We start from the raw sequence: 20,558 nt of genomic DNA on the forward strand, positions 1-20,558 counted from the left end.
AACAAAAAAACCAGAGTCAAACTGACCTTGGGTCAGAAAAATAGAGGCCGATTAATGAAAATCGGCCTCTATTGGCTAAAATCGACTGTCAAACTTTTTTAACTCTTGTTTTGAGACAGCCTCCACACTAGATTTCATTACGAAAGCCTAAGTCCCGCTTCACCAATTCCCCGTTGTCCCGTCAGTTGAGCTGTCGGACATCTCCACTTCTCACTTCCAACCTCAACCTTCCAACCTCATCTTGCATCTGTGTTCATCCATTTTATCTGTGGGCAATTCCCTATTTCGGATTGATCTTGAGCTGATCCCGTTGTCCAGACAGTTGCACTACGCCTAAGCGCACAGGTGCGGGACCACTAGAACTGAGTCTCCTACTCACCATTACACCCTCATTTTTGAATAAGCATCACCCAAGAATCCATTTCCTCCCCTCTCAGGGGAGGTCAGGTGGGGTCCCGTTGTCCCGCCAGTTGCACTACGCCTAGGCGCACAGGTGCGGGACCACTAGAACTGAGTCTCCTACTCACCATTTCCCTATTTTAGAAACATCTCCCTCTATTGTGATGTTCTATTGTCACTTAAATACCTTAACATCACTCTTTAAAATAACATCATACTTATGGCACTCCTGCAGGATGATCCATTACACGTTCCTTTCTGGTTCAAGACTAGAATGTTCCAAAATCTCTATAAATTGTTGCCTTGGAACTTCCCACATATCAAGATCCTTCCGACTTCCACTAAAGTAGTAGCAAAGCTGGGGTAAAGCTACATCAAAGCTGGGGTAAAGTTGGGGTAAAGCTGGGTTAAAGTAGACTTTGGGGCATTTTTCTAAGAATTTGCAACCCAGAAACCAGCTTCTTTATATTTCTTTTTAATATTGTCGAGTAGGTAAGGGGAATTTCACCCCAAACCTCTCACAGCACCGTGCGTGATAGTCTCCCATCACACGGCGCTTCCAAAGTCAGGTCTCCTGTTCTTACCGAGGGTTGGGGGTACTAATTGCCAGTGGGCGAACAGGTTTGGCTTTCCACGGTAGACTGTTTCCAGCCACCTGATTGCCTTTCGTTTCCCAATTCTCAGTTGTCCCGTCAGTTGTACTACGCCTAGGCGCACAGGTGCGGGACCACTAGAATTGAGTCTCCGACTCAACATTTCCTAGTTGCACTACGCCTAGGCGCACAGGTGCGGTCCCGCTTGAATTGAGCCTCCTACTCACCATTTCACTTTATTTGAAAATCACTCACCCCAATTAAGATGATTTATTATCCGGCTAAAAAACTAGTCCTTCAACACCCTTTCCATTTCATTTTCACATAGATCAATCATTTCCATAACACGACTTCTCACCAAACCCAACTTTTCTTCCATCAAGACAAATCCTTCATCATACCTTGCCTTACAGTAAGCATCATCCAAGAACTTGATCACAGCATTTTCTTCATCAGAATTTTGTGGAAAAATGCGCTTCAAACCAGGTATAAACTTATAAGCATCATTCAACAACACCCGTATTTCATGAGATCTCCGCTCTCTATTTTGCCAGGCCAAAATGACACCTCGCAATAATAATTCAGCTGATTGGTGCCAACAAAACAATTCCATATTACCATCCCCTGCACCTTTAGCATTTCTTGCCATTTGCTCAAAACTTTTAGCCCTTTGCAGGCTCAGCCTAAACTGCTCCTTGGCCTTTGCTTTTCTGATCTTGAGCACCGCTGGATCGACCTCCGGAAATGAATGGCTACCTTTATCCTGAAACAGTAAATGAAACTCTTGAAAATACATCAGAAAAAACAAGTCCCCAGCCTCTTTTGCACTCCAAAGAGCCTTCTTGGTGGTCAAATGAATGCTAAACTCCTGTCTTCCCAATACAAAAAAATCCATACATTCCTTCAAGTGCTCAAAAGTTCTATAATCAGTACTGGAAAGCACCACATAGATTTCCTGGGTACTCAAAGTTCCTTTACCCCCAGTCCTATCAATAAGATAGATCATTTCAGGTTGTACTAAGACGCTCAGTGCAGTCACTAAAGCATCAAGGCAATCTTCCTTCTCTCCTATTTTGGATGGAGGCTGCTTTAAACAGATTTGAGAATGACTTGAAGGATCCAAGCCACGCAACAAACCGTTTAATTGTTGATAAAAAAACACCCCATCCAACAGGCCACCACCACCCTTCACCTCTTCGGCATACATCACCCAACCCTTATACATTTCCCATAAATGCTCTTCAATAAATCCCTTCTCAAATTGGGAATAAAAATCCTTTGGAGATACTACATCAAAATCCATAAGCAGTTTATTTAAGTTATTATGTATATCCGCAATTTTACCAGTAGAGATTAAAAGCGAGTAGAAACTACCCTTTTGATTAAGGTATCAACTGCTTCGGTCTTCAGACCCCCGTTGTCCCACCAGTTCCACTACGCCTAGGCGCACAGGTGCGATACCACTAGAACCCCCGTTGTCCCGTCAGTTGTACTACGCCTAGGCGCACAGGTGCGGGACCACTAGAATTGAGTCTCCGACTCAACATTTCCCAGTTGCACTACGCCCAAGCGCACAGGTGCAGAATCACTAGAACTGAGCTCCGACTCACCATTACACCCTCATTTTTGAATAAGCAGCACCCAAGAATCCCTCCCCTCCCAGGGGAGGTCAGGTGGGGTCCCGTTGTCCCGTCAGTTGTACTGCGGGACCACTAGAATTGAGTCTCCGACTCAACATTTTTTAGCCTTCTACCAAACCGCAATTCTCCCGCATAAATTACATAACAGGCTTCCAGTAATTTCTTCAAATAAAAGTACAATGCATACAATTCCGGATAAGCATCAAACCATCGCTCATATTGCCCTGAAAAAGCATTGTCCTGCATTTCCTTCAGCAAAACCACATAGTCCAGTGATTCCAACTGTATCAGACAATGTCTAAGGGTCACCAATGGCTTCCTAAATTCCTTGTCCTTTAAATTCTTGGGAATATATTCCCAAGGGGCAAAATACTCGCTATATTCCTTCCGCCTTGGCATCTCTGAAAGTCGCTTTTCTTCATAGTCAATCATCTCTCTAAAAAGGTCTGGACAATACCGGATCTCATTTAAGGCTGGGACTTCAGCCCATTGGGTCTGTTTCAATTCCTGAATCAACTGGATCAAATACTCCCTCATGGAAAACAAATACACGGGGCTTTTGCTCACAATCGGGAGCGGCTCATAAACCCCTGAATAAAAGAGCCGATCCACTCCGACCAAATAATAATTAACCGCCGCTCGGTCAAAAAGTTGGTAGATCACCTGATAAACCGATGTTTTAGAAATTTCACCTTGCATAGTAGAAAATTTAAAGTATCAATATTCTATAGTAGATCCAACAGTTGTAAGGGAAGAACCCTAAAGCCATGCTTTAGACTCCCGACAAAACAGTGGAATAATCTTTCATAACTGATCAATAACTTCCAGTTCCTTGGAATCCAGCTCGACCGTAAAAATCAGAAAACTCACCTCGATCAGTCGATGTAAACATCGGTACATTTCCAGATCATCTTCCTCCATCGGACTGCCTATGTCCTCAACGCCACTTAATGCATTGACCTGCCACTGGAATAGCCTCTTTTTCCAATGGGCAAAGTCCCTCCAGTCCAAAATATCAAACAGAACAACGTAAGGTTGATGTAATTCTCGGAAAGTTAAATGAACAGGCGTATGACTGTAAAATGATGGCTCATACTCCGCTTGGCTAAATTTCCTGATGTGAACAACCATCTTTACAATAGCCTGCTCCCTATAAGTCCTTATTCGATAAGGATAATTCCCACTTTTCCTAAGGCGAAACAATGCTTCCAACCAGTAGATCAATCCATCATAGGTATAAGTGATATCAAAAGGATAATCTATTACTTCCTGTGACTTATAGCCAAAAGCACTATGGAAAAACCTATCCAATTTCTGCCGATGAGAAGTCAGTTCCCTGATCGAACAAAAATCCCCAATGACCTGATAGGGATTGATCAGTTTCCGTCCTAATGTTAACATAGCACGTAATTTTAAACTCATGAAAAACGATAAACAATTACCTTGTTTTGAAAAAGTAAGGCAACACCTCCTGCCCCAATACCTTAGACAGTCCCTGAAAAACACCAAACCTTAGCCTATTATAGCATAAATAGCTATATTGCTAATACAATATTTCAAATATATCGCTATTTATCTAAAAAAGAAACTTTTTATCCATATATATCTTTAAAATGTCAGTAATCATAGATAGAATAGGTGAATTCGCTAAATACACCCATAGAAGCATACGTCAAATAGAGCTACAAATAGGAGCCGCCAATGGTACCCTTTCCAAAGCCATAGGAAAAGACAAGGATGTCTACACCAAATGGATTTCCTCATTCATTATCCATTTTCCGGAAGTAAGCCCCGCATGGCTCCTCACAGGCAAAGGGGAGATGTTATTATCCCAAAATCAACTCCCAATAGACAAACCTACCCACCCCGTGGATGAACCATTGGAAATCTATCAGTCCAAACTGCTGGAGCAACATCAAGAAGTGATCAACTCCCTAAAGCAAGTCATCGAAGCATTGAGAGGCCAGCTTGTGGAAAAAGAAAATGTAGTCCAACTCAAAAACCGCATCATTCAGGATTTGGAAGAAGAAGTAAAAAGAATCAAAAGCCAATAAGCCTGAAAAAAATATAGATAAATGCCTACACTCTTTTCCCATCGAAATGTCCCCCATAAATACGAGCCAACCCTGAAGTAAAAGGTAGAAACCTACTTACAGGTTTTACCTTTTCGGCCTACTACAAACTAACTTGTTGCTTTTTGAGTCTTAAAGCCTGTCCCCCTTACTTTCAGGGACAAAAAATAACATCTCAGCTGGTCTTAATTTGCAATCTAAACCCTTAAATAATGGGCATTTGCAATGCCCCACACCAGATTTCATTACGAAAGCCTGAATTCCCCCTTTCCAACCTCGTCATTCCCGCTTCCACCAATTTCCCATTGTCCAAACAGCTGAGCTGTTGGACATCTCTTTCTCGCCCTTCAAACCTCATCCTTCCAACCTCAAACCTCGGTCTTCCTAAGTTGTGCCAAATACCCACTGCCTACCATGAAAATCCAAGGCAGTACCGCCACCAAAAAACGGTTTCGCCAATCAATGGTCATCAAAACAGGACTTAGGATACTTACCACTAAAAATACACCTACCACTACCTTAATACTCCATCGTAGTTTTTCAGAAAACATGCCTTTAAAAAAACCAATATACATGGGCACTAATATCACGATCATAAATAAATTATGCTTCCAGGAATAGTAAGGCCGCAGGTAAAACAAATAATAAAACAGTTTGGCCAACATCAATTTCATGGCATACCAAGGGTTCATTAAGATCACTAAAAGCAACTGAACCAAAGGAGGCAAGGAATCATCTGGAATATACAGATTCTCCGGAACATCCAGCTTCAACCATGCTTCATGCTCCTCAAAAGGCAATACTTCCAAGTTATAAATAATCTCCCCTACCTGATAATCCCGGACAAAAGTAAAAGTGGACAACATAAAATTGGTAAGTACCAAAATGGATACTGCTCCAAAAGTCACCAAAACAAGTTTCAATGATCTACCTTTCAGTTTTGGCCACAACATCACCACTAAAAATGCAAACACTGCTGCCAATAAGGCTACTCCTGTGGGCTTGGTAAATACGGCTACACCAATGATCAAAACACCCAAGATCACAAGCCTGGACTCCCTTTTTCCCTCAGACCACAAGAGGATAAAGTGAAATGCCAGACAGTTGAGTGAAATCAATAATGATTCACAATAAATTTCAAAGTTCCAGTAAGAAATCATAAAAAATGCCACAAAAGCCAAACCTGCCAACAGTCCTGCTTTACTGTTTCCATGAAGTCTTTTAGCACTGGCATAGACACTTAGTAAGGCCAAATAAGACAAAAGCAACTGCCCCACCACCACCATGGCCAAAGAATCATAGATACTGGTCATACTTATGATAAAGATGGGGTAAGCAATGTACCAAAATTCATGGGGCTTAAAGAAAATGCCTCTTTCCTGAATCTCTTGGGCATAAATCAGGTACCGATCAGTATCGCTGTCCTCCATCACACCCAATTTGGAATATAAAACCAAATTGACCAATATAAACCCTAAGCTGAGGATCAAAATATAAACTTGCTGAAGGGAAAATGAAGGAAATAGTTTCACAGACTTGATAGAAGAAAACTTAGAATGGCCAATTCAATAACTGTACAATCTTAACTATAAAAATCAAATTAACCTTACTCTATGTCCAGGTTGATATCAAATAGCTTAATTAAAATTGGTTTCAAAACTCTTGGGCTACCGTTTACACTAACTCCTCAGCTGGTCCAGATTCGCCATCTCGCCCCTTAAATAATGGGCATTAATGATACATCCAAAACTAACCACATTTAGGGTCACGCAAAAAATAAAGACAGCAAATGAAAGATCAAAAACTTATTATTATGCAAAATAATATACAAATTATTGTGATCTAAATTTCAAATCATTTCATTACTGGAATAGTACCATGAATTCTTAAAAAACAGCCAAAAGGGAACGTATATACTACTAGACCCCAAGGTATCCCCAAGACTGCTATAACGGAACTACCAAAAACAATGCAATATCAGTCCTCCTACCGCTATTATTTCAAACACCACTAACAAGGTTGAAATCAAACCAACCGCCCCAAAATAAATTCAAAATATGCGTACCCGAAAGAGTGTACGTACCTAGGAAAACCCAAATTGATAAACGGAATCCGGCGATATGGCCCTTAGAGCATTCGGTTTTGGAGCAGTTGCGGAGGGCGTTAGGAAAATGAGTTAGCTCGCGCAGTGGAGGGGCTAGCGTAAAGAAAACAGTCAATGACTGTTTTTAGCGAGTAGCCAGCTTGCAGGGCAGGCCCACTCTTTACCAGATCGGTTTCTCATGCTAAAGAGCCAATCGCAATCATTATCGAGATCTAGATCCACTCATTTTTAGCCTAAAGCTAGAGATCCAAAATCATATTGAGCAAAATATTATATTCCTAATCGAAACAGTACTCAGCTCAATTTGAAGGCTATTTGGAGATTGAATCATCCGCCGCGGCGGATGGTGATCATGTCTACCTTCAGGTAGAATCGAAAACAGCAACGAAGCAACTGATTTTTAAGTAGTTTCAGGTCTTAATACTTGGCCGCGGCGTAGATAGGCTAGTGCATAATACGGGGTTAACCTGTAATCATCACCTACCATGGGCACCACTAGTCTTTTCTTGTGGTGCTTTTTGTTTATTATTAACTTAACCCATTGTTCTAGTAAGTTAAGGTCATTCAACTTTAAACATCATTATTGCGTGGAGGTCGACACAGCTGCGGGCCAGCGGTGGCCTTGCGGGAAGAAGCTTTAGCTGTGTCTTGATTTTTCCCTTCCTACCGGCCTTTAGGTTTACAAAGGAGGATCAATTTGGAAAATTAGACTTGGGTCTTAAAGGTTTATAGGTAACACAGATATTTAATAAATTAAAAAAGAATGGGGTGAACTTTCCTGCCGCATAGGTTTCCAGACCTAGTGCCTGTATCAGTCCCCATTCTTAATTGAGTTGTCAGTAACCAGTTAGAATTTTAGGCTCCAAGGCCTGCTAAAGGTTTTAGTTTCCGCAACTCTCATTTGTTAAAATACAATATCTAAATTATGAAATTCAAATCATTTATCGGAATCGATGTAAGTAAATCTACCCTTGATGTTTATCTTAAAACCAATCAATGCCATGCTATTTTCGAAAATAACGAACAAGGGCACCTGGAGCTGGTGGAATGGGTTATGGAAAATTCAGGATTAGTGCTAGCTAAGGAGCTTCTTTTTGGTTTTGAATCCACAGGAATCTACTCTTCAGAACTTGCTTTGTTTCTTGAAAAATATTCCCTCCCCTTTTATATCATATCAGGACTGGAATTGAAGCGGTCTTTGGGAATAAGAAGAGGAAAATCAGACAAGGCGGATTCAAAAGATATAGCCGAATATCTCTACGAAAAGCAGGAGAAACTTGTTCCCACGGTTCTTCCATCACAGACCATTCAAGATCTAAAGAAGCTATTTAATTACAGAGAGGGGCTTGTAAAAGACAGAGCGGCATATATAACCCGTATCAAAGAATATGAAACTGTCGTTTCCAAGAACAAATTAAAAGTCTACCAAAAATCCCATACTACAGTGATAGCATGTTTGGACAAGCAGATTGAAACAGTTGAAAGAGAAATAGACAGGCTTTTGCACAAGGAAGAACTGTTGCTGAATCAATACAACCTGATTAACTCTGTTAAGGGAATAGGGCCGCAAACTGCTGTTGCCCTTATCGTTTTAACAGAAGGTTTTACCTTATTCAATAGTTGGAGAAAGTTTGCCAGCTATGCAGGAACAGCGCCATTCCCTAACCAGTCCGGCACATTTAGAGGCACAACAAGAACAAGCAAATTGGCAAATAAGAGAATAAAAACACTATTGACCCTATGTGCAGGAACAGCTATTCAATATAGTCCAGAAATGAAGATATACTACCAGAAGAGGGTAAGCGAAGGGAAAAGTAAAATGAGTACGCTTAACGTTATTAGAAATAAACTTCTTTCAAGAGCCTTTGCCGTAGTCAACCGTAATACCAACTATGTAGACATCGTAAAATATATCAATTAAAATATTTTAAATTCTTCTTGTTTTAACCTTAGAATACAGGCAGGTTTGCTTCGTTTCTTTTCATCTAAGGAAAAGAAATGAAGAGTTAAGCCTTGAAAACAGTCTTAATCACTGATAAAAACATATCCATATATTAAACTGTAAAAATAGTTATACCGATATTCTATTATTTTCCCAATCTTGATTCATGATAGTCCTTTAGGTATACAAGCTGTTGAAAGGGTAAATACTCAATTAATCCATTAAAAGTAAATATGATCTGATCATCTGTTTCTTTTAGCTCCCACCCTTCTATTAAATCATAAAACATCAAAACAGATTTTTTTTGATAGGTCTTTCCGCCTTTGAATAAAACGTAGGTATCTTGTCCTTTGACCAAGCCTGTCAACATGATATTAATTACTAAAAGAAAAACATATTTCATCTCCAAAAATTAGCTCAAAAATATCTCATAACAAAAAAGAGGCAACCTACCAGTTGCCTCTTTCCTCTTGGATTACAATACGACCTTAGGACTTTCAATCCAAATCAAAGCGGTCCAGGTTCATCACTTTATCCCATGCTGCCACAAAGTCCTTCACAAATTTCTCATTGGAATCCTGGCAACCATAAACCTCTGCCAAAGCCCTCAACTCAGAGTTGGAACCGAAAACCAAATCAGCTCGGGTGCCGGTCCATTTTACCTCCCCTGTTTTGGCGTCCCTTCCTTCAAAGACTTCCTTATTATCTTCAGACATCGGACTCCATACCGTTCCCATATCCAGCAAGTTCAAAAAGAAGTCATTCGAAAGCACACCAGGGTTATGAGTGAGCACACCATGTTTGGATCCATCATAATTGGTACCCAAAACACGCAAGCCACCAATGAGCACGGTCAGTTCTGGTGCGGTCAAAGTCAGGAGCTGGGCCCTATCGATTAGCAATGCCTCGGTGGACACATCAAACCGTGTTCTTCTATAATTTCTAAAGCCATCGGCCACAGGCTCAAGGTAGGTAAAGGTATCTATTTCGGTTTGTTCTTGGGAAGTATCCATTCTACCTGGAGTGAACGGTACTTTTATTTCATGGCCTCCGTCTTTCGCTGCCTTTTCCAAACCTGCACAACCACCCAGCACAATGAGGTCCGCTATAGAGATTTTCTTTCCATCAGATTGGGCACCATTAAAATCACTTTGAATCCCTTCATAGATCTTTAAAATTTTGGACAGTTCTGCCGGATTGTTTACTTCCCAGTCCTTTTGCGGTTCCAAGCGAATACGGGCGCCATTGGCTCCTCCACGCATATCCGAACCTCGGAAAGTAGAGGCAGAAGCCCAAGCGGTAGAAATTAGCTGAGAGACAGATAAACCAGAAGCCAATATTTTGGACTTTAAAGATGCTATATCCTGTTCATCTACCACCTTATGATCCAAAGCAGGAATAGGGTCTTGCCAGATCAGCTCCTCTTGTGCCACTTCTGGCCCGAGGTACCTGTTCCGTGGTCCCATATCACGGTGAGTCAACTTGTACCAAGCCCTGGCAAAAGCATCTGCAAACTGGTCCGGGTTTTCGTAAAAGCGTCTTGAAATCTTCTCATATTCCGGATCAAAACGTAAGGACAAATCCGTAGTCAACATGGTAGGGCGATGTTTTTTGGAGGAATCGAAGGCATCAGGAATGCTCTCCTCAGCATCTTTGGCCACCCACTGTTTGGCTCCCGCGGGACTTTTGGTCATTTCCCACTCATATTTAAATAGATTTTCGAAAAAGAAATTACTCCATTGTGTAGGGGTTTGCGTCCAAGTCACCTCAGGCCCACCGGTAATCGCATCAGGTCCCTTTCCAGACCCAAAAGTATTTTGCCAGCCAAATCCCATGGCCTCAATGGGGGCTGCCTCAGGTTCAGGCCCAATAAACTCTCCGGGATCCGCCGCACCATGGGTCTTTCCAAAGGAATGTCCTCCTGCAATCAAAGCCACCGTTTCCTCATCATTCATGGCCATCCTACCAAAGGTCTCCCGAATATCATGCGCTGCAGAAATAGGATCCCCATTGCCATTCGGCCCTTCAGGATCCACATAAATCAAGCCCATCACCACTGCAGCCAATGGATCCTCCAAATCCCTTTTCCCAGAGTATCTTTTGTCTTCCAGCCACTCCTTTTCAGAACCCCAATATACATCTTGCTCTGGTTCCCACACATCTTCACGGCCTCCACCAAAGCCAAAGGTTTTAAAGCCCATAGATTCCAATGCTACATTGCCTGCCAAGACCATCAGGTCAGCCCATGAAATCTTTTTACCATACTTCTGCTTGATGGGCCACAGTAATCTTCTGGCTTTATCCAAACTGGCATTGTCCGGCCAACTGTTCAGCGGGGCAAACCGCTGCTGTCCAGCTCCTGCTCCTCCTCGGCCATCCCCAATTCGATAAGTTCCAGCACTATGCCAGGCCATCCTGATAAAAAGCCCTCCATAGTGTCCAAAGTCTGCCGGCCACCAATCTTGTGAATCCGTCATCAATGCATGTAAATCCTTCTTCAACCCTTCGTAGTCCAGGCTTTTGAAAGCTTCGGCATAATTGAAATCTTTATCCATTGGGTTGGACAAGGAGGAATGTTGTCTTAAGATATCTACCCTCAGCCTATCAGGCCACCAATCCAAATTGCTGGTTCCTCCCCCAGCGCTTTTCTTGGGAGCTCCACCTGAAAAGGGGCATTTGCGACTGCTGTCATTTACATCAAAACTTCGGGATCCATTATTGTTTTCCATTTTTTTGTGTTTTATTGTTATTGGTAAAAAATTTAAAGGAATTGTTATTTTGATTTTCTTCTTACTTTCAAATACTATTTTCAAACTTCTTTAAGTTAAAAATTTATCCTCATTTCGGCAAGGTATCAGTAGCTTTGTAGATAGCTCAAAATAAATCTAATGGGTAATGCTTTCAATTCTTAATGCAAACCAGAATGTAAAACCCATTATAGGCATATCAAATAAATAAACAGGTAATACCAAATTCGCAAAGAAGACAAAATGCTTAAAGAAACAGATCAATTCTACGCCCATCAGGAAGAGCCCAACAGGTCCTGTTTATTGGCATTGCGTAAGGTTATTCTAAGTCATGACACTGAGGTATCTGAAACCAAAAAATATGGGATGCCTTGCTTTTGCTATAGAAAAAAAATGTTTTGCTATCTATGGACAGATAAGAAAACAAATGAACCATATCTCCTGATGGTAGAAGGCAAACACCTTGAGCATCCCAAACTGGAAACAGGGAATAGAAGTAGAATGAAAATATTCAGGGTCAAGCCTACTGAAGATTTACCATTGGGTGATATTGTTGAAATTTTAGGTCAAGCCTTGGACCTATATAAAAATGGTGTAATTAAAATCAAATCATAAACTCTTAGGTCCTTTTCTTGTCTGCATGCCCAAGGTCTTTTTCTGGCGCAATTACATCGCGGACAAGCTGTTTTAGCTCCGTAATTTCCGGAAATCGCCCTTTCTCTTTGCGTGACCATATCAATTTTCCATTGGCTCTTATCTCAAAAACTCCTCCCGTCCCGGGCTTAAGTGTCAAAGCAGCCAATTCTTGCTCAAAAGTGGTCAGCAATTCCTGCCCCATCCAAGCAGCTCTTAACATCCATCGGCATTGGGTACAATAATGTATTTCGACTTGATTATCCATCTCTCCCTCTATTTATAAAGGAGCAAGTTAACATTGGATTTTCTATTGCAAAAGGTTTTGCATCAATAAGCCTTCGAGCATTCTAAGCCTCTCCTGCTCATTATGCAATCGATTACGATTCAATAGATTATTTAAATAATCATTAAATATTTCATTAATTATTTCGAATAATGAACTTTTCAGACAGTTTACTACTTATCTCTTTTCACAAACCCTAAACTGAAGAACTTAGATATGAGAAAGGCGCTACTTGCATTGGCTATTGGTGGTTTTGGTATTGGTACGACAGAATTTGTCATTATGGGCATTTTACCTGAGATTGCCGAGGCCTTCCAAATATCCATTCCAAAAGCGGGTCACTTTATCGCTGCCTATGCCTTGGGCGTGGTGGTTGGAGCACCTATACTGACCACTATAGGCAACAGGTGGCCGGCAAATAAAGTACTCTTTGCCTTGATGATCTGGTTCACCATCTTCAATACACTTTCGGCATTTTCCAATAATTACACTTCTTTTCTGATCATGAGATTTCTGTCCGGGCTACCTCATGGTGCCTTTTTTGGGATAGGAGCTGTGGTAGCCGGAAAACTCTCCAATGAAGGAAAAGAAGCCCAAGCCATCTCCATTATGTTTGGAGGACTCACGGTTGCCAATGTAGTTGGCGTACCACTGGCTACCTTTCTCGGTAAACACTTTCAGTGGAACATTACTTTCCTAATCGTCGGCATCATCGGATTACTTACCTTGGCCAGTGTTAAATTATGGATGCCTACCATGGAAAAGTCTTCCTCTGGTAGCATATCCCAGGAATTCAGCATTTTTAAGCGGTCAGAACTGTGGTTAAGTATCCTTTTGACCGCTATTGGGACTGGAGGCTTTTTTGCTTGGTACAGTTATATTGCCCCTCTGATTACCGATGTAGCAGGTCACCCAGAAACAGTGGTTCCTTATGCCATGATACTGGCAGGCCTGGGAATGGTCTTTGGTAATTTTATCGGTGCAAAACTAGCAGAAAAAATGCTTCCACTCTATGCAGTGATGATCACCTTGGTCATGATGGCCGTAATGCTTGTTGCGAACGCCTATCTGGCCACCGATAAAACAGCCGTACTGATCATGACCTTTATCATTGGTACCGTTTCATTTTGTCTGGTTACCCCCATTCAAATTGTGATTATCAAAGCCTCCAAAGGCGCTGAAACCTTGGGTTCTTCCCTTAATCAAAGCTCTTTCAATATTGGGAACGCTTTAGGAGCTTACCTGGCAGGTTTACCTATCGCCATGGGCTATGGTTTTACCTCTGCTGACCTGGTGGGAGCAGGTATTGCTTGTTCTGGTCTTTTTATTGCCATTGCCATCCTGATGGTCAGAAAGAAGAAAGAGAAAAAAAGAGAGCTTATGGAAGCCAGTTACTCTTAAACAACCTGTCATGCCAGCAAGTTATAGTCATTAACTTAAAAATCAGATACACTATTTATCTTTCCTGATTCAGTGGTTGATGTTAGAAAACATCATGCCACTGGAAACAAGGTGATCATCTCTTACCCAACAGGCTAACTTGCAACTATCCAATACCTTAAAACCCAAATATAGCATCACCAGATGGGGAGAAACAAAAATAATTGGTAGTTTTAAATAAACACCATTTATCAAACACGCCCATGAAATATGCTTTGATCCTCCTTCTTTGCTTTTGGTCAAACAGCGCCTTTTCTCAAATTGATACTGCCACCAATGCACAAACAAAAGATATTTTACCCGAGTCAAAAACAGACCTGATATTTAACAAGGTCAACACTTTCCCCAACAACACCCAATTGGCATTTGCCTTTATTAAAAATGGCCAAACCTACTATTATGGAGTCAAAAGGCTCAATGACAGCATTGTAAGCATCAATAACAGTGAAAGTATCTTTGAAATCGGCTCAATCACCAAAGTATTTACATCCACCCTCTTGGCCTACCTGGTAGAAGAAAATAAGATTAACCTTAATGACAATATCAATGATTTTTTACCCTTTCCCATGAAGGATGACATCAAAATCACTTTTAAGTCACTCGCTAACCACACTTCAGGACTGCCTAGAATCCCCTCCAACCTCGCCATGGCTAATCCCCAAAACCCTTATAAAGGATATGATGAAGATAAGCTAAAAGCTTATTTCACGGAAGAACTTAGCCTTCTGGACACTAGCGGAATGAAGTCACAATATTCCAATCTCGGAGTAGGCCTCTTGGGCTATACAATTGCAATAATCGAGGAAGAGGCTTATTCCGAACTACTGCAACAAAGAATTTTCGCGCCCCTACATATGAGCAGTAGTACTGCCAACAGACAAGAGATAAATAAAGGATTAGTCAAAGGACAGGGCCCCCTGGGACAGGAAACCTCCAATTGGGACATGGAGGTGTTAAGTGGAGCGGGTGGAATTTTATCCAATGTGGAAGACTTATCCAAGTTTGCATTGGCCCAATTTGACAGCAGCCACACTGCTTTGGCCCTGACTCGCCAAAAGACAGTTCATGTGGTCAATAATGTAGATATAGGTCTAGGATGGGCAATTATCAATAGAGAGCCTAAAAACAAATGGTGTTGGCATAATGGCGGCACAGGTGGCTATAGTTCCTCCATGGTGATCGATATCAAAAATCAAAATGCCGTCATTATCCTTTCCAACCTTTCAGCATTTCATCCCAATAAAGGCAATATAGATCAGCTCAGTTTTGAACTAATGGAAAGTCTAGAAGAATAAACAGAAAAAGTAAAAAGGCCGCACCAACAGCAAAGCTGAAGCATGCGGCCCTAGGTCCCTTAAACCTATTTTATCAAATCATTGAATTAATTGACATCCCAGAATAATTGGTTCGTCAGCTTATCTTCTCCCTGTACAACAGAATAATTTTCCATATTATAAGTTTGCTCAGACCCTGGATACATCCAACGAGCTGGGGGTAGACTCTGCTGATTAGAGTTATCAACCCAAAAGTCAAAATCCAACACACCTAATCTTCTGATTTCATACCAACTTTCATTAGATTGAATGACGTTAAAATGGAGCCATTTCTGTTCTGCAATTAAAGTTAATTGCTCTTCTGGGCTAGATGCAGCGTCCCAAGAAACTTCATCCATAGCCAAATAATTGCTAATGGAAGCATCCGTTGGTACAATAGGCGCATCAGCGTCTGCATTATTACTAATGCTTCTTAGGTATTGGTAAAAGCCAATAGACTGCCTAATTCCCTCTTCATAATGGGCTTTAGCCATAGCACTTTGGCCTTGGTTTAGATAATATTCTGCTGCAAGCTGATGTACTTCTGCTGCAGTCATAATCACACCTGGGAAATACTGATTTCTACTTAGTGTGGACCTGTTATAGAAAGAAAGAGTTTGCTCAAGAACCAAAGCATTTTGATCTGTTGGATTCATTAATGGGTCAAGTCCAAGATACTCCCCGTTCGATTCCAATCCAGGTTCAAACACATATGTCAATCTTGGGTCCTGATTATTCACCATATGATCTAAAATCTGTTTTCCTGCTAAGTTACCATCCCAATCTTCCAATCCACTTTGGAAGTCAGTAGCACTCATTAAAGTCCCAAGGGTATGGATATGGAATAAGATGTTATCATCATTGTTGGTAACAACAGGATAATCAGTCGGATTAGAGAGAATCTCTCCAATTTCAGCAGTAGCCCTTGAAGCAAATTCACTGCTTCCACTTACCCGTGTCAGCATTCTCAATCGCAAAGAGTTGATATACTTGATCCATAAATCGATACTTCCTCTGTTGATCAAATCTTGAGTATTAAAATCAGTTTCAACAGCCGCATTGATTTCCAATGTACCCAACTCATCAGCGAAACCAGCCAAATCGTCCAGCATAGTAGTATAGATCTCTTCAGCGGTATCATAAGCAGGGTAAGACTTCGAATAATCTCCTCCATTTTGGCTTAGCATACCTGCCTCACTCCACGGGATATCACCATACAAATCCACAATTTGTTGGGTACGGTCATAGAAATAAACCGCAGCTGTAATCATAAATAGGCGGTTATCTGCCTGCTCTTGTGCAGATAGCTCATTGTAAACTTTTTGAAGCTCTCTATACTGAGCCATAAAGTTATAAAACACATCCCAACGCTCACTTACAGCAGCAGAACCTGGCACATATTGGTTTTCTACATTGACCCAGCCTACCGCTTGAGTATATCGGTTAGAAGTAATTCTTCTTACTACAAAGTAATCCCTATAACCGGGCAACACATAAAGTCTATTGGAATACATCATCCCAGTAAACTGCTTACCAACAGAAGTTTCCGCAAGTTTGGAAGGATCTGTGTAGTTATCTTCAAAGTCTGAAATTGTACAGCTAACTAAGCTGCCAACCAGAAGTATATATATAAATAGTCTATTGATATTCATGTCTTAATTATATGAATTGTTCTTAAACTAGCTTTTAGAATCTGGCTCTTAATATTACACCATAAGTTTTAGTAGCAGGATTAGTACCCGCACTGGTCAATGTTTGAGTCCATCTGGATCCACCGGTCAAAACTTCAGGATCTAGATCCTTGATGTTTCTGTAAAGGAAAAACAAGTTCCTTCCGAATACTGAAATATTAACATCAGAAGCCCCAAATTTGGATGAGATGTGATTAGGAATTGCATAGCTGATGGACAATTCCCGCATTTTGATATAGTCGTTATCTTTTATATAAAGCTCATACCTAGACTGACTGTATTGAGGCCCTCCCCAGTTATAAGTATTCCAGTAGTAATAAGCTTGTGAAACCACATTGCTATTGGCAGAACCGTCAGCGATAACGCCATCCATGAGCATACCATCATGGTAAACAGTCTCTCCATTTGGACCTTGTCCAGTAGAATGGTCTACTTGAACGCCATTTCCATCTCCATCCAGATAATAGGCCAATCCTCCGCTTGCTTCATCCATATAATTCAAACTTTCTTCCGTCAGACCACGCGAGATCATCCAGTTGATCCCTGTTGGCATTACACTACCTCCAATTTGAAAGTCCATCACAGCCGATAAAGAAAAGTTTTTGTACCTAAAGTCATTGATGATACCACCCACTGCATCCGGCATGGCATTTCCTACTTTGATCCAGTTTTGGTCATCAATTTTGTAAAGACCATTTGGTTGAACAATTTTGTCTCCATTTGCATCAGTTGCAATTGGACGAGCATAGAAATCTCCCATTGGCTGACCCACCACTGATCTCAACTGAGCGGCATTACCATCATAATCAGCATGTAGGAGTTCTGTCGCATTATTAGCCAATTTCTCTACTTTATTGACGTTTTTGGCAATGTTAATCACTGCATTCCATCCAAAATCTCTACTTTCTACAATTTGTCCGTTCAAGGCAAGTTCCACCCCCGTATTTCTAAGTGTACCAATATTGGTCAATACCGAAGTAGCACCGGCAGAAGATGGCAAAGTCAATGGCAAAATCTGATCTCTGATTTGTGCATTATAATAGGATACATCCAAGCCGAAACGATTGTTGAAAAATCTAGTATCCAAACCAAATTCAAATTCATGCTTTTGCTCAGGTTTGATACCATCATTTCCAAAGCTTGAAGGAATTACGGTATAAAGTACATTGGAACCATTTGGCTGTTGCTCTCCTAGTGAGTTTTGAGTATATGCAATGTTAGCAGAATACACATCAGGATAATTACCTACTATACCCCAAGAACCTCTCAATTTTGAGAAAGTAATGAAATCTGGCAAAGTGACTGCATCAGATATCGCAAAACTGGAGTTAACTGATGGATAGAAAAATGTGTTGTTATTAGGGTTCATGGTAGAAATTCTATCTCTACGCAAAGTTCCTTCTAAAAACCACACTCCCTTATAATCCAAATTAACGGTTCCCATAAAAGCATCAATAACACGATCGGTACGATTAGAACCTGAGTTAGGAATATTGGTAGATGCTACGATATCGAAAAGGTTCTCAGAGCTTAAACCTCCATTTGTACTTCTACTTATACTATTATAGCTTTCTTGTCTAGCCGTATAACCTGCCATAGCACTAAACGTCACTTCATCGGTAATTGGCTTACGGTAGTTTAGCATGACATCTCCATAGAGAATGCTGAACATTTCGGAAGTCATTCCAAAAGACCCTGAAGGGCCAAACGCCAATGGTCTCTCTGTTGAACGAGAATCTTCTGAATATCTACTGGTAATGTCAGTGGAAACCCGAGCTCTTAAATTCAATCCTTCCGTGATATCTATTGTATTCGTTAAACTACCAATCACACGGTTACTGGTCTCATCCAAGTAATGCTTATTTACTCTCCAAACATAATCCGCTATATCTGATAAGAACCCATTTCCCGATATGTTCTCATCTGGAGTCAAACTTTGGTTATTACCAGTTACAAACCGATAACCTCTACTTGTCTGATATTTATCCAAATACCATGCACCATTATCAAAACGGGTCATCATACCTGTAAAGTTATTAATCATTCGGTCAATGGAATAAGGACGGTTCTTGGTGTTTTGATTGATATAGTTGATCATCAAATCCGTCTTAACCTTCTTGCTAACCTTGTAAGATGAGTTAAGGTTAAGGATGTTCTTGCTGTTTTTAGAGTTCAAACTCAATGCCTCATTATCCTGACGAGTAAGTGACAAACGGAAACTTCCTTTGTCGGTAGCATTGGAAATGGCCACGTTTACTTGAGAACTAATAGGATCATTGAACAATGCAGCATAGTTATCTTCCTGAGCCACGTAAGGTCTTGATATTCCATCCCAGGCCAACATCGGCTGTCCATCAAATGCAGGGCCGAAGTTTGTAGTTGTATTGGGAACGGTCCTTACACCATCTTCGGTATAATTAAATCCATCTTCCGATTGACCTAAATCCTGAATATGGGATGGCATACCTGGCCCTCTTACATTCTGGTATCTTGGCAAGTACGCAATTTGATCGACCGCAAAGTTTGCGTTAAAGTCTACTCTGATTCCTTTTTCTCCTGCCTTACCTTTTTTGGTAGTGATCAAAACCACACCATTTACCGCCTCTGAACCATACAATGCTGCCGCAGACGCTCCTTTCAAAATTGAAATATTATCAACATCAGCTGGGTTGATGTCCAAAAGGCCGTTACCTCTTAGACGCTGGTCACCCCAATAGTTGTTGTTGGTCACTTCCTCATTTCGGATAGGCACACCATCCAAAACGATCAAAGGCTGGTTTTTACCTGTTATGGAGTTTACACCACGTATTTGGATGTTAACGGCCGAAGTCGCACCACCGGCACCTGTAGCAATTTTTACCCCTGGAGCTTTACCATATAATGCTGTCGCCAAGTTTGGTGTCGCTACTTTCACCAATTCATCAGATTTAATAGTACTGGTTGCGTAACCTAGTGCCTTTTCTTGCTTATCCATACCAAAGGCAGTTACCACCACTTCATTAAGGGCAGAGGCTTCCTCTTCCAACACGACCCGGATTTCTGTTTGGTTTCCAACCTCTACAGTTTTAGTAGTGAAGCCCAAAAAAGAAACCACCAAAGTGGAACCTTCTGGAACATCAATACTAAACTTACCATCCAAGTCAGTCACAGTACCTCTACTAAGTCCCTGAACAGAAACAGCAGCTCCAGGCAGTGGATCACCGTTACTATCAAGAACGGTTCCGCTTACTTTAATGTCAGCCTCCCTGATACTGACAATCTCATTAAAAGTCGCAGTATTTTCAACAGTTCCTGCAAACGCAGAACCAGAAAACACGACGCCTACCAGCATACTTTGCGCTAGCAGAAGTTTGCTTTTCTTTTTGAAAAGCGAAGAGGGATTAGTTTTGTGGGTAATTTGTTTTTTCATATTTGCGATTTATAGGTGTTAGAATTTTTCAATTTCAGAAGTCAGCAAATCATTAAAAGAAGTGAGTTTGTTCACTATTTATTAGTAGCCACTTCTTACCAAACCCAGAGGGCTTAATCCAGATTCTTGAAACCATTCAATATTTCCACTTCCTTAACAATTGCTTAATAAAAAACTACACATCCCATCTGTTAAGAAATAATTATTTAATAAATAAAGAATGACACACTAATCTTTTATACATCACCAAAGTAGAAATTAAATTGTATTAATCAAAAAATATTTTGAA

15 protein-coding genes are annotated in these 20,558 nt (G+C 40.9%); 6 read left to right on the forward strand and 9 right to left on the reverse strand.

Going from position 1 to position 20,558, the window contains the following annotated elements:
* Positions 1–619 precede the first annotated feature (619 nt).
* Positions 620–766 (forward strand): hypothetical protein, encoded by a 147-nt coding sequence (locus tag IFO69_RS00005; RefSeq protein ID WP_192006906.1) that lies wholly within the window; start codon positions 620–622, stop codon positions 764–766.
* Between the two features lie 515 nt (positions 767–1,281).
* Here the strand turns inward: IFO69_RS00005 and IFO69_RS00010 are convergent.
* The 3 genes from IFO69_RS00010 to IFO69_RS00020 form a co-directional block, all read right to left on the reverse strand.
* Positions 1,282–2,295, reverse strand: coding sequence for a HEPN domain-containing protein (locus tag IFO69_RS00010; RefSeq protein WP_192006907.1), 1,014 nt, complete (start codon positions 2,293–2,295; stop codon positions 1,282–1,284).
* A 409-nt stretch (positions 2,296–2,704) separates the two neighbouring features.
* Positions 2,705–3,331, reverse strand: coding sequence for a hypothetical protein (locus IFO69_RS00015; protein WP_192006908.1), 627 nt, complete (start codon positions 3,329–3,331; stop codon positions 2,705–2,707).
* Positions 3,332–3,436: 105 nt separating this feature from the next.
* A complete protein-coding gene (locus IFO69_RS00020; RefSeq protein WP_192006909.1) occupies positions 3,437–4,033 on the reverse strand; it encodes a hypothetical protein in 597 nt (198 codons plus the stop codon).
* A 212-nt stretch (positions 4,034–4,245) separates the two neighbouring features.
* On the opposite strand from IFO69_RS00020, the gene IFO69_RS00025 reads away from it, so the two are divergent.
* Positions 4,246–4,686 (forward strand): hypothetical protein, encoded by a 441-nt coding sequence (locus IFO69_RS00025; RefSeq protein WP_192006910.1) that lies wholly within the window; start codon positions 4,246–4,248, stop codon positions 4,684–4,686.
* A 386-nt stretch (positions 4,687–5,072) separates the two neighbouring features.
* On the opposite strand, the gene IFO69_RS00030 is transcribed toward IFO69_RS00025, so the two are convergent.
* Positions 5,073–6,236 carry a glycosyltransferase family 39 protein gene (locus IFO69_RS00030; protein WP_192006911.1) on the reverse strand — a complete coding sequence of 388 codons (1,164 nt, stop codon included), beginning with the start codon at positions 6,234–6,236 and terminating at the stop codon, positions 5,073–5,075.
* Positions 6,237–7,733: 1,497 nt separating this feature from the next.
* On the opposite strand from IFO69_RS00030, the gene IFO69_RS00035 reads away from it, so the two are divergent.
* Positions 7,734–8,729, forward strand: a complete 996-nt coding sequence (locus tag IFO69_RS00035; protein WP_192006912.1) for an IS110 family RNA-guided transposase — start codon at positions 7,734–7,736, stop codon at positions 8,727–8,729.
* 166 nt (positions 8,730–8,895) lie between these two features.
* Here the strand turns inward: IFO69_RS00035 and IFO69_RS00040 are convergent, their stop codons facing one another.
* Both IFO69_RS00040 and katG read right to left on the reverse strand, forming a co-directional pair.
* Entirely contained in the window at positions 8,896–9,153 is a 258-nt protein-coding gene (locus IFO69_RS00040) for a hypothetical protein (RefSeq protein WP_192006913.1), read from the reverse strand.
* A gap of 94 nt (positions 9,154–9,247) precedes the next feature.
* On the reverse strand, positions 9,248–11,479 hold the full coding sequence (gene katG / locus IFO69_RS00045) for a catalase/peroxidase HPI (RefSeq protein ID WP_192006914.1): 2,232 nt from the start codon (positions 11,477–11,479) through the stop codon (positions 9,248–9,250).
* 261 nt (positions 11,480–11,740) lie between these two features.
* Here katG and IFO69_RS00050 point away from each other — a divergent pair, with 261 nt between their 5' ends.
* Positions 11,741–12,112: a DUF1801 domain-containing protein gene (locus IFO69_RS00050; protein ID WP_192006915.1), complete on the forward strand. Its 372-nt coding sequence runs from the start codon at positions 11,741–11,743 to the stop codon at positions 12,110–12,112.
* 4 nt (positions 12,113–12,116) lie between these two features.
* Here IFO69_RS00050 and IFO69_RS00055 read toward each other — a convergent pair whose 3' ends face one another.
* Positions 12,117–12,398 (reverse strand): SelT/SelW/SelH family protein, encoded by a 282-nt coding sequence (locus IFO69_RS00055; RefSeq protein ID WP_192006916.1) that lies wholly within the window; start codon positions 12,396–12,398, stop codon positions 12,117–12,119.
* Between the two features lie 234 nt (positions 12,399–12,632).
* Between IFO69_RS00055 and IFO69_RS00060 the strand changes: the two genes are divergently transcribed.
* Both IFO69_RS00060 and IFO69_RS00065 read left to right on the forward strand, forming a co-directional pair.
* Positions 12,633–13,817 (forward strand): MFS transporter, encoded by a 1,185-nt coding sequence (locus IFO69_RS00060; RefSeq protein WP_192006917.1) that lies wholly within the window; start codon positions 12,633–12,635, stop codon positions 13,815–13,817.
* A 242-nt stretch (positions 13,818–14,059) separates the two neighbouring features.
* A complete protein-coding gene (locus IFO69_RS00065) occupies positions 14,060–15,151 on the forward strand; it encodes a serine hydrolase domain-containing protein (RefSeq protein ID WP_192006918.1) in 1,092 nt (363 codons plus the stop codon).
* Positions 15,152–15,237: 86 nt separating this feature from the next.
* On the opposite strand, the gene IFO69_RS00070 is transcribed toward IFO69_RS00065, so the two are convergent.
* Entirely contained in the window at positions 15,238–16,821 is a 1,584-nt protein-coding gene (locus tag IFO69_RS00070; protein ID WP_192006919.1) for a SusD/RagB family nutrient-binding outer membrane lipoprotein, read from the reverse strand.
* 34 nt (positions 16,822–16,855) lie between these two features.
* Entirely contained in the window at positions 16,856–20,269 is a 3,414-nt protein-coding gene (locus IFO69_RS00075; RefSeq protein WP_225443931.1) for a SusC/RagA family TonB-linked outer membrane protein, read from the reverse strand.
* Positions 20,270–20,558 lie beyond the last annotated feature (289 nt).

The organism is Echinicola arenosa (assembly GCF_014841125.1).
Classification (GTDB): domain Bacteria; phylum Bacteroidota; class Bacteroidia; order Cytophagales; family Cyclobacteriaceae; genus Echinicola; species Echinicola arenosa.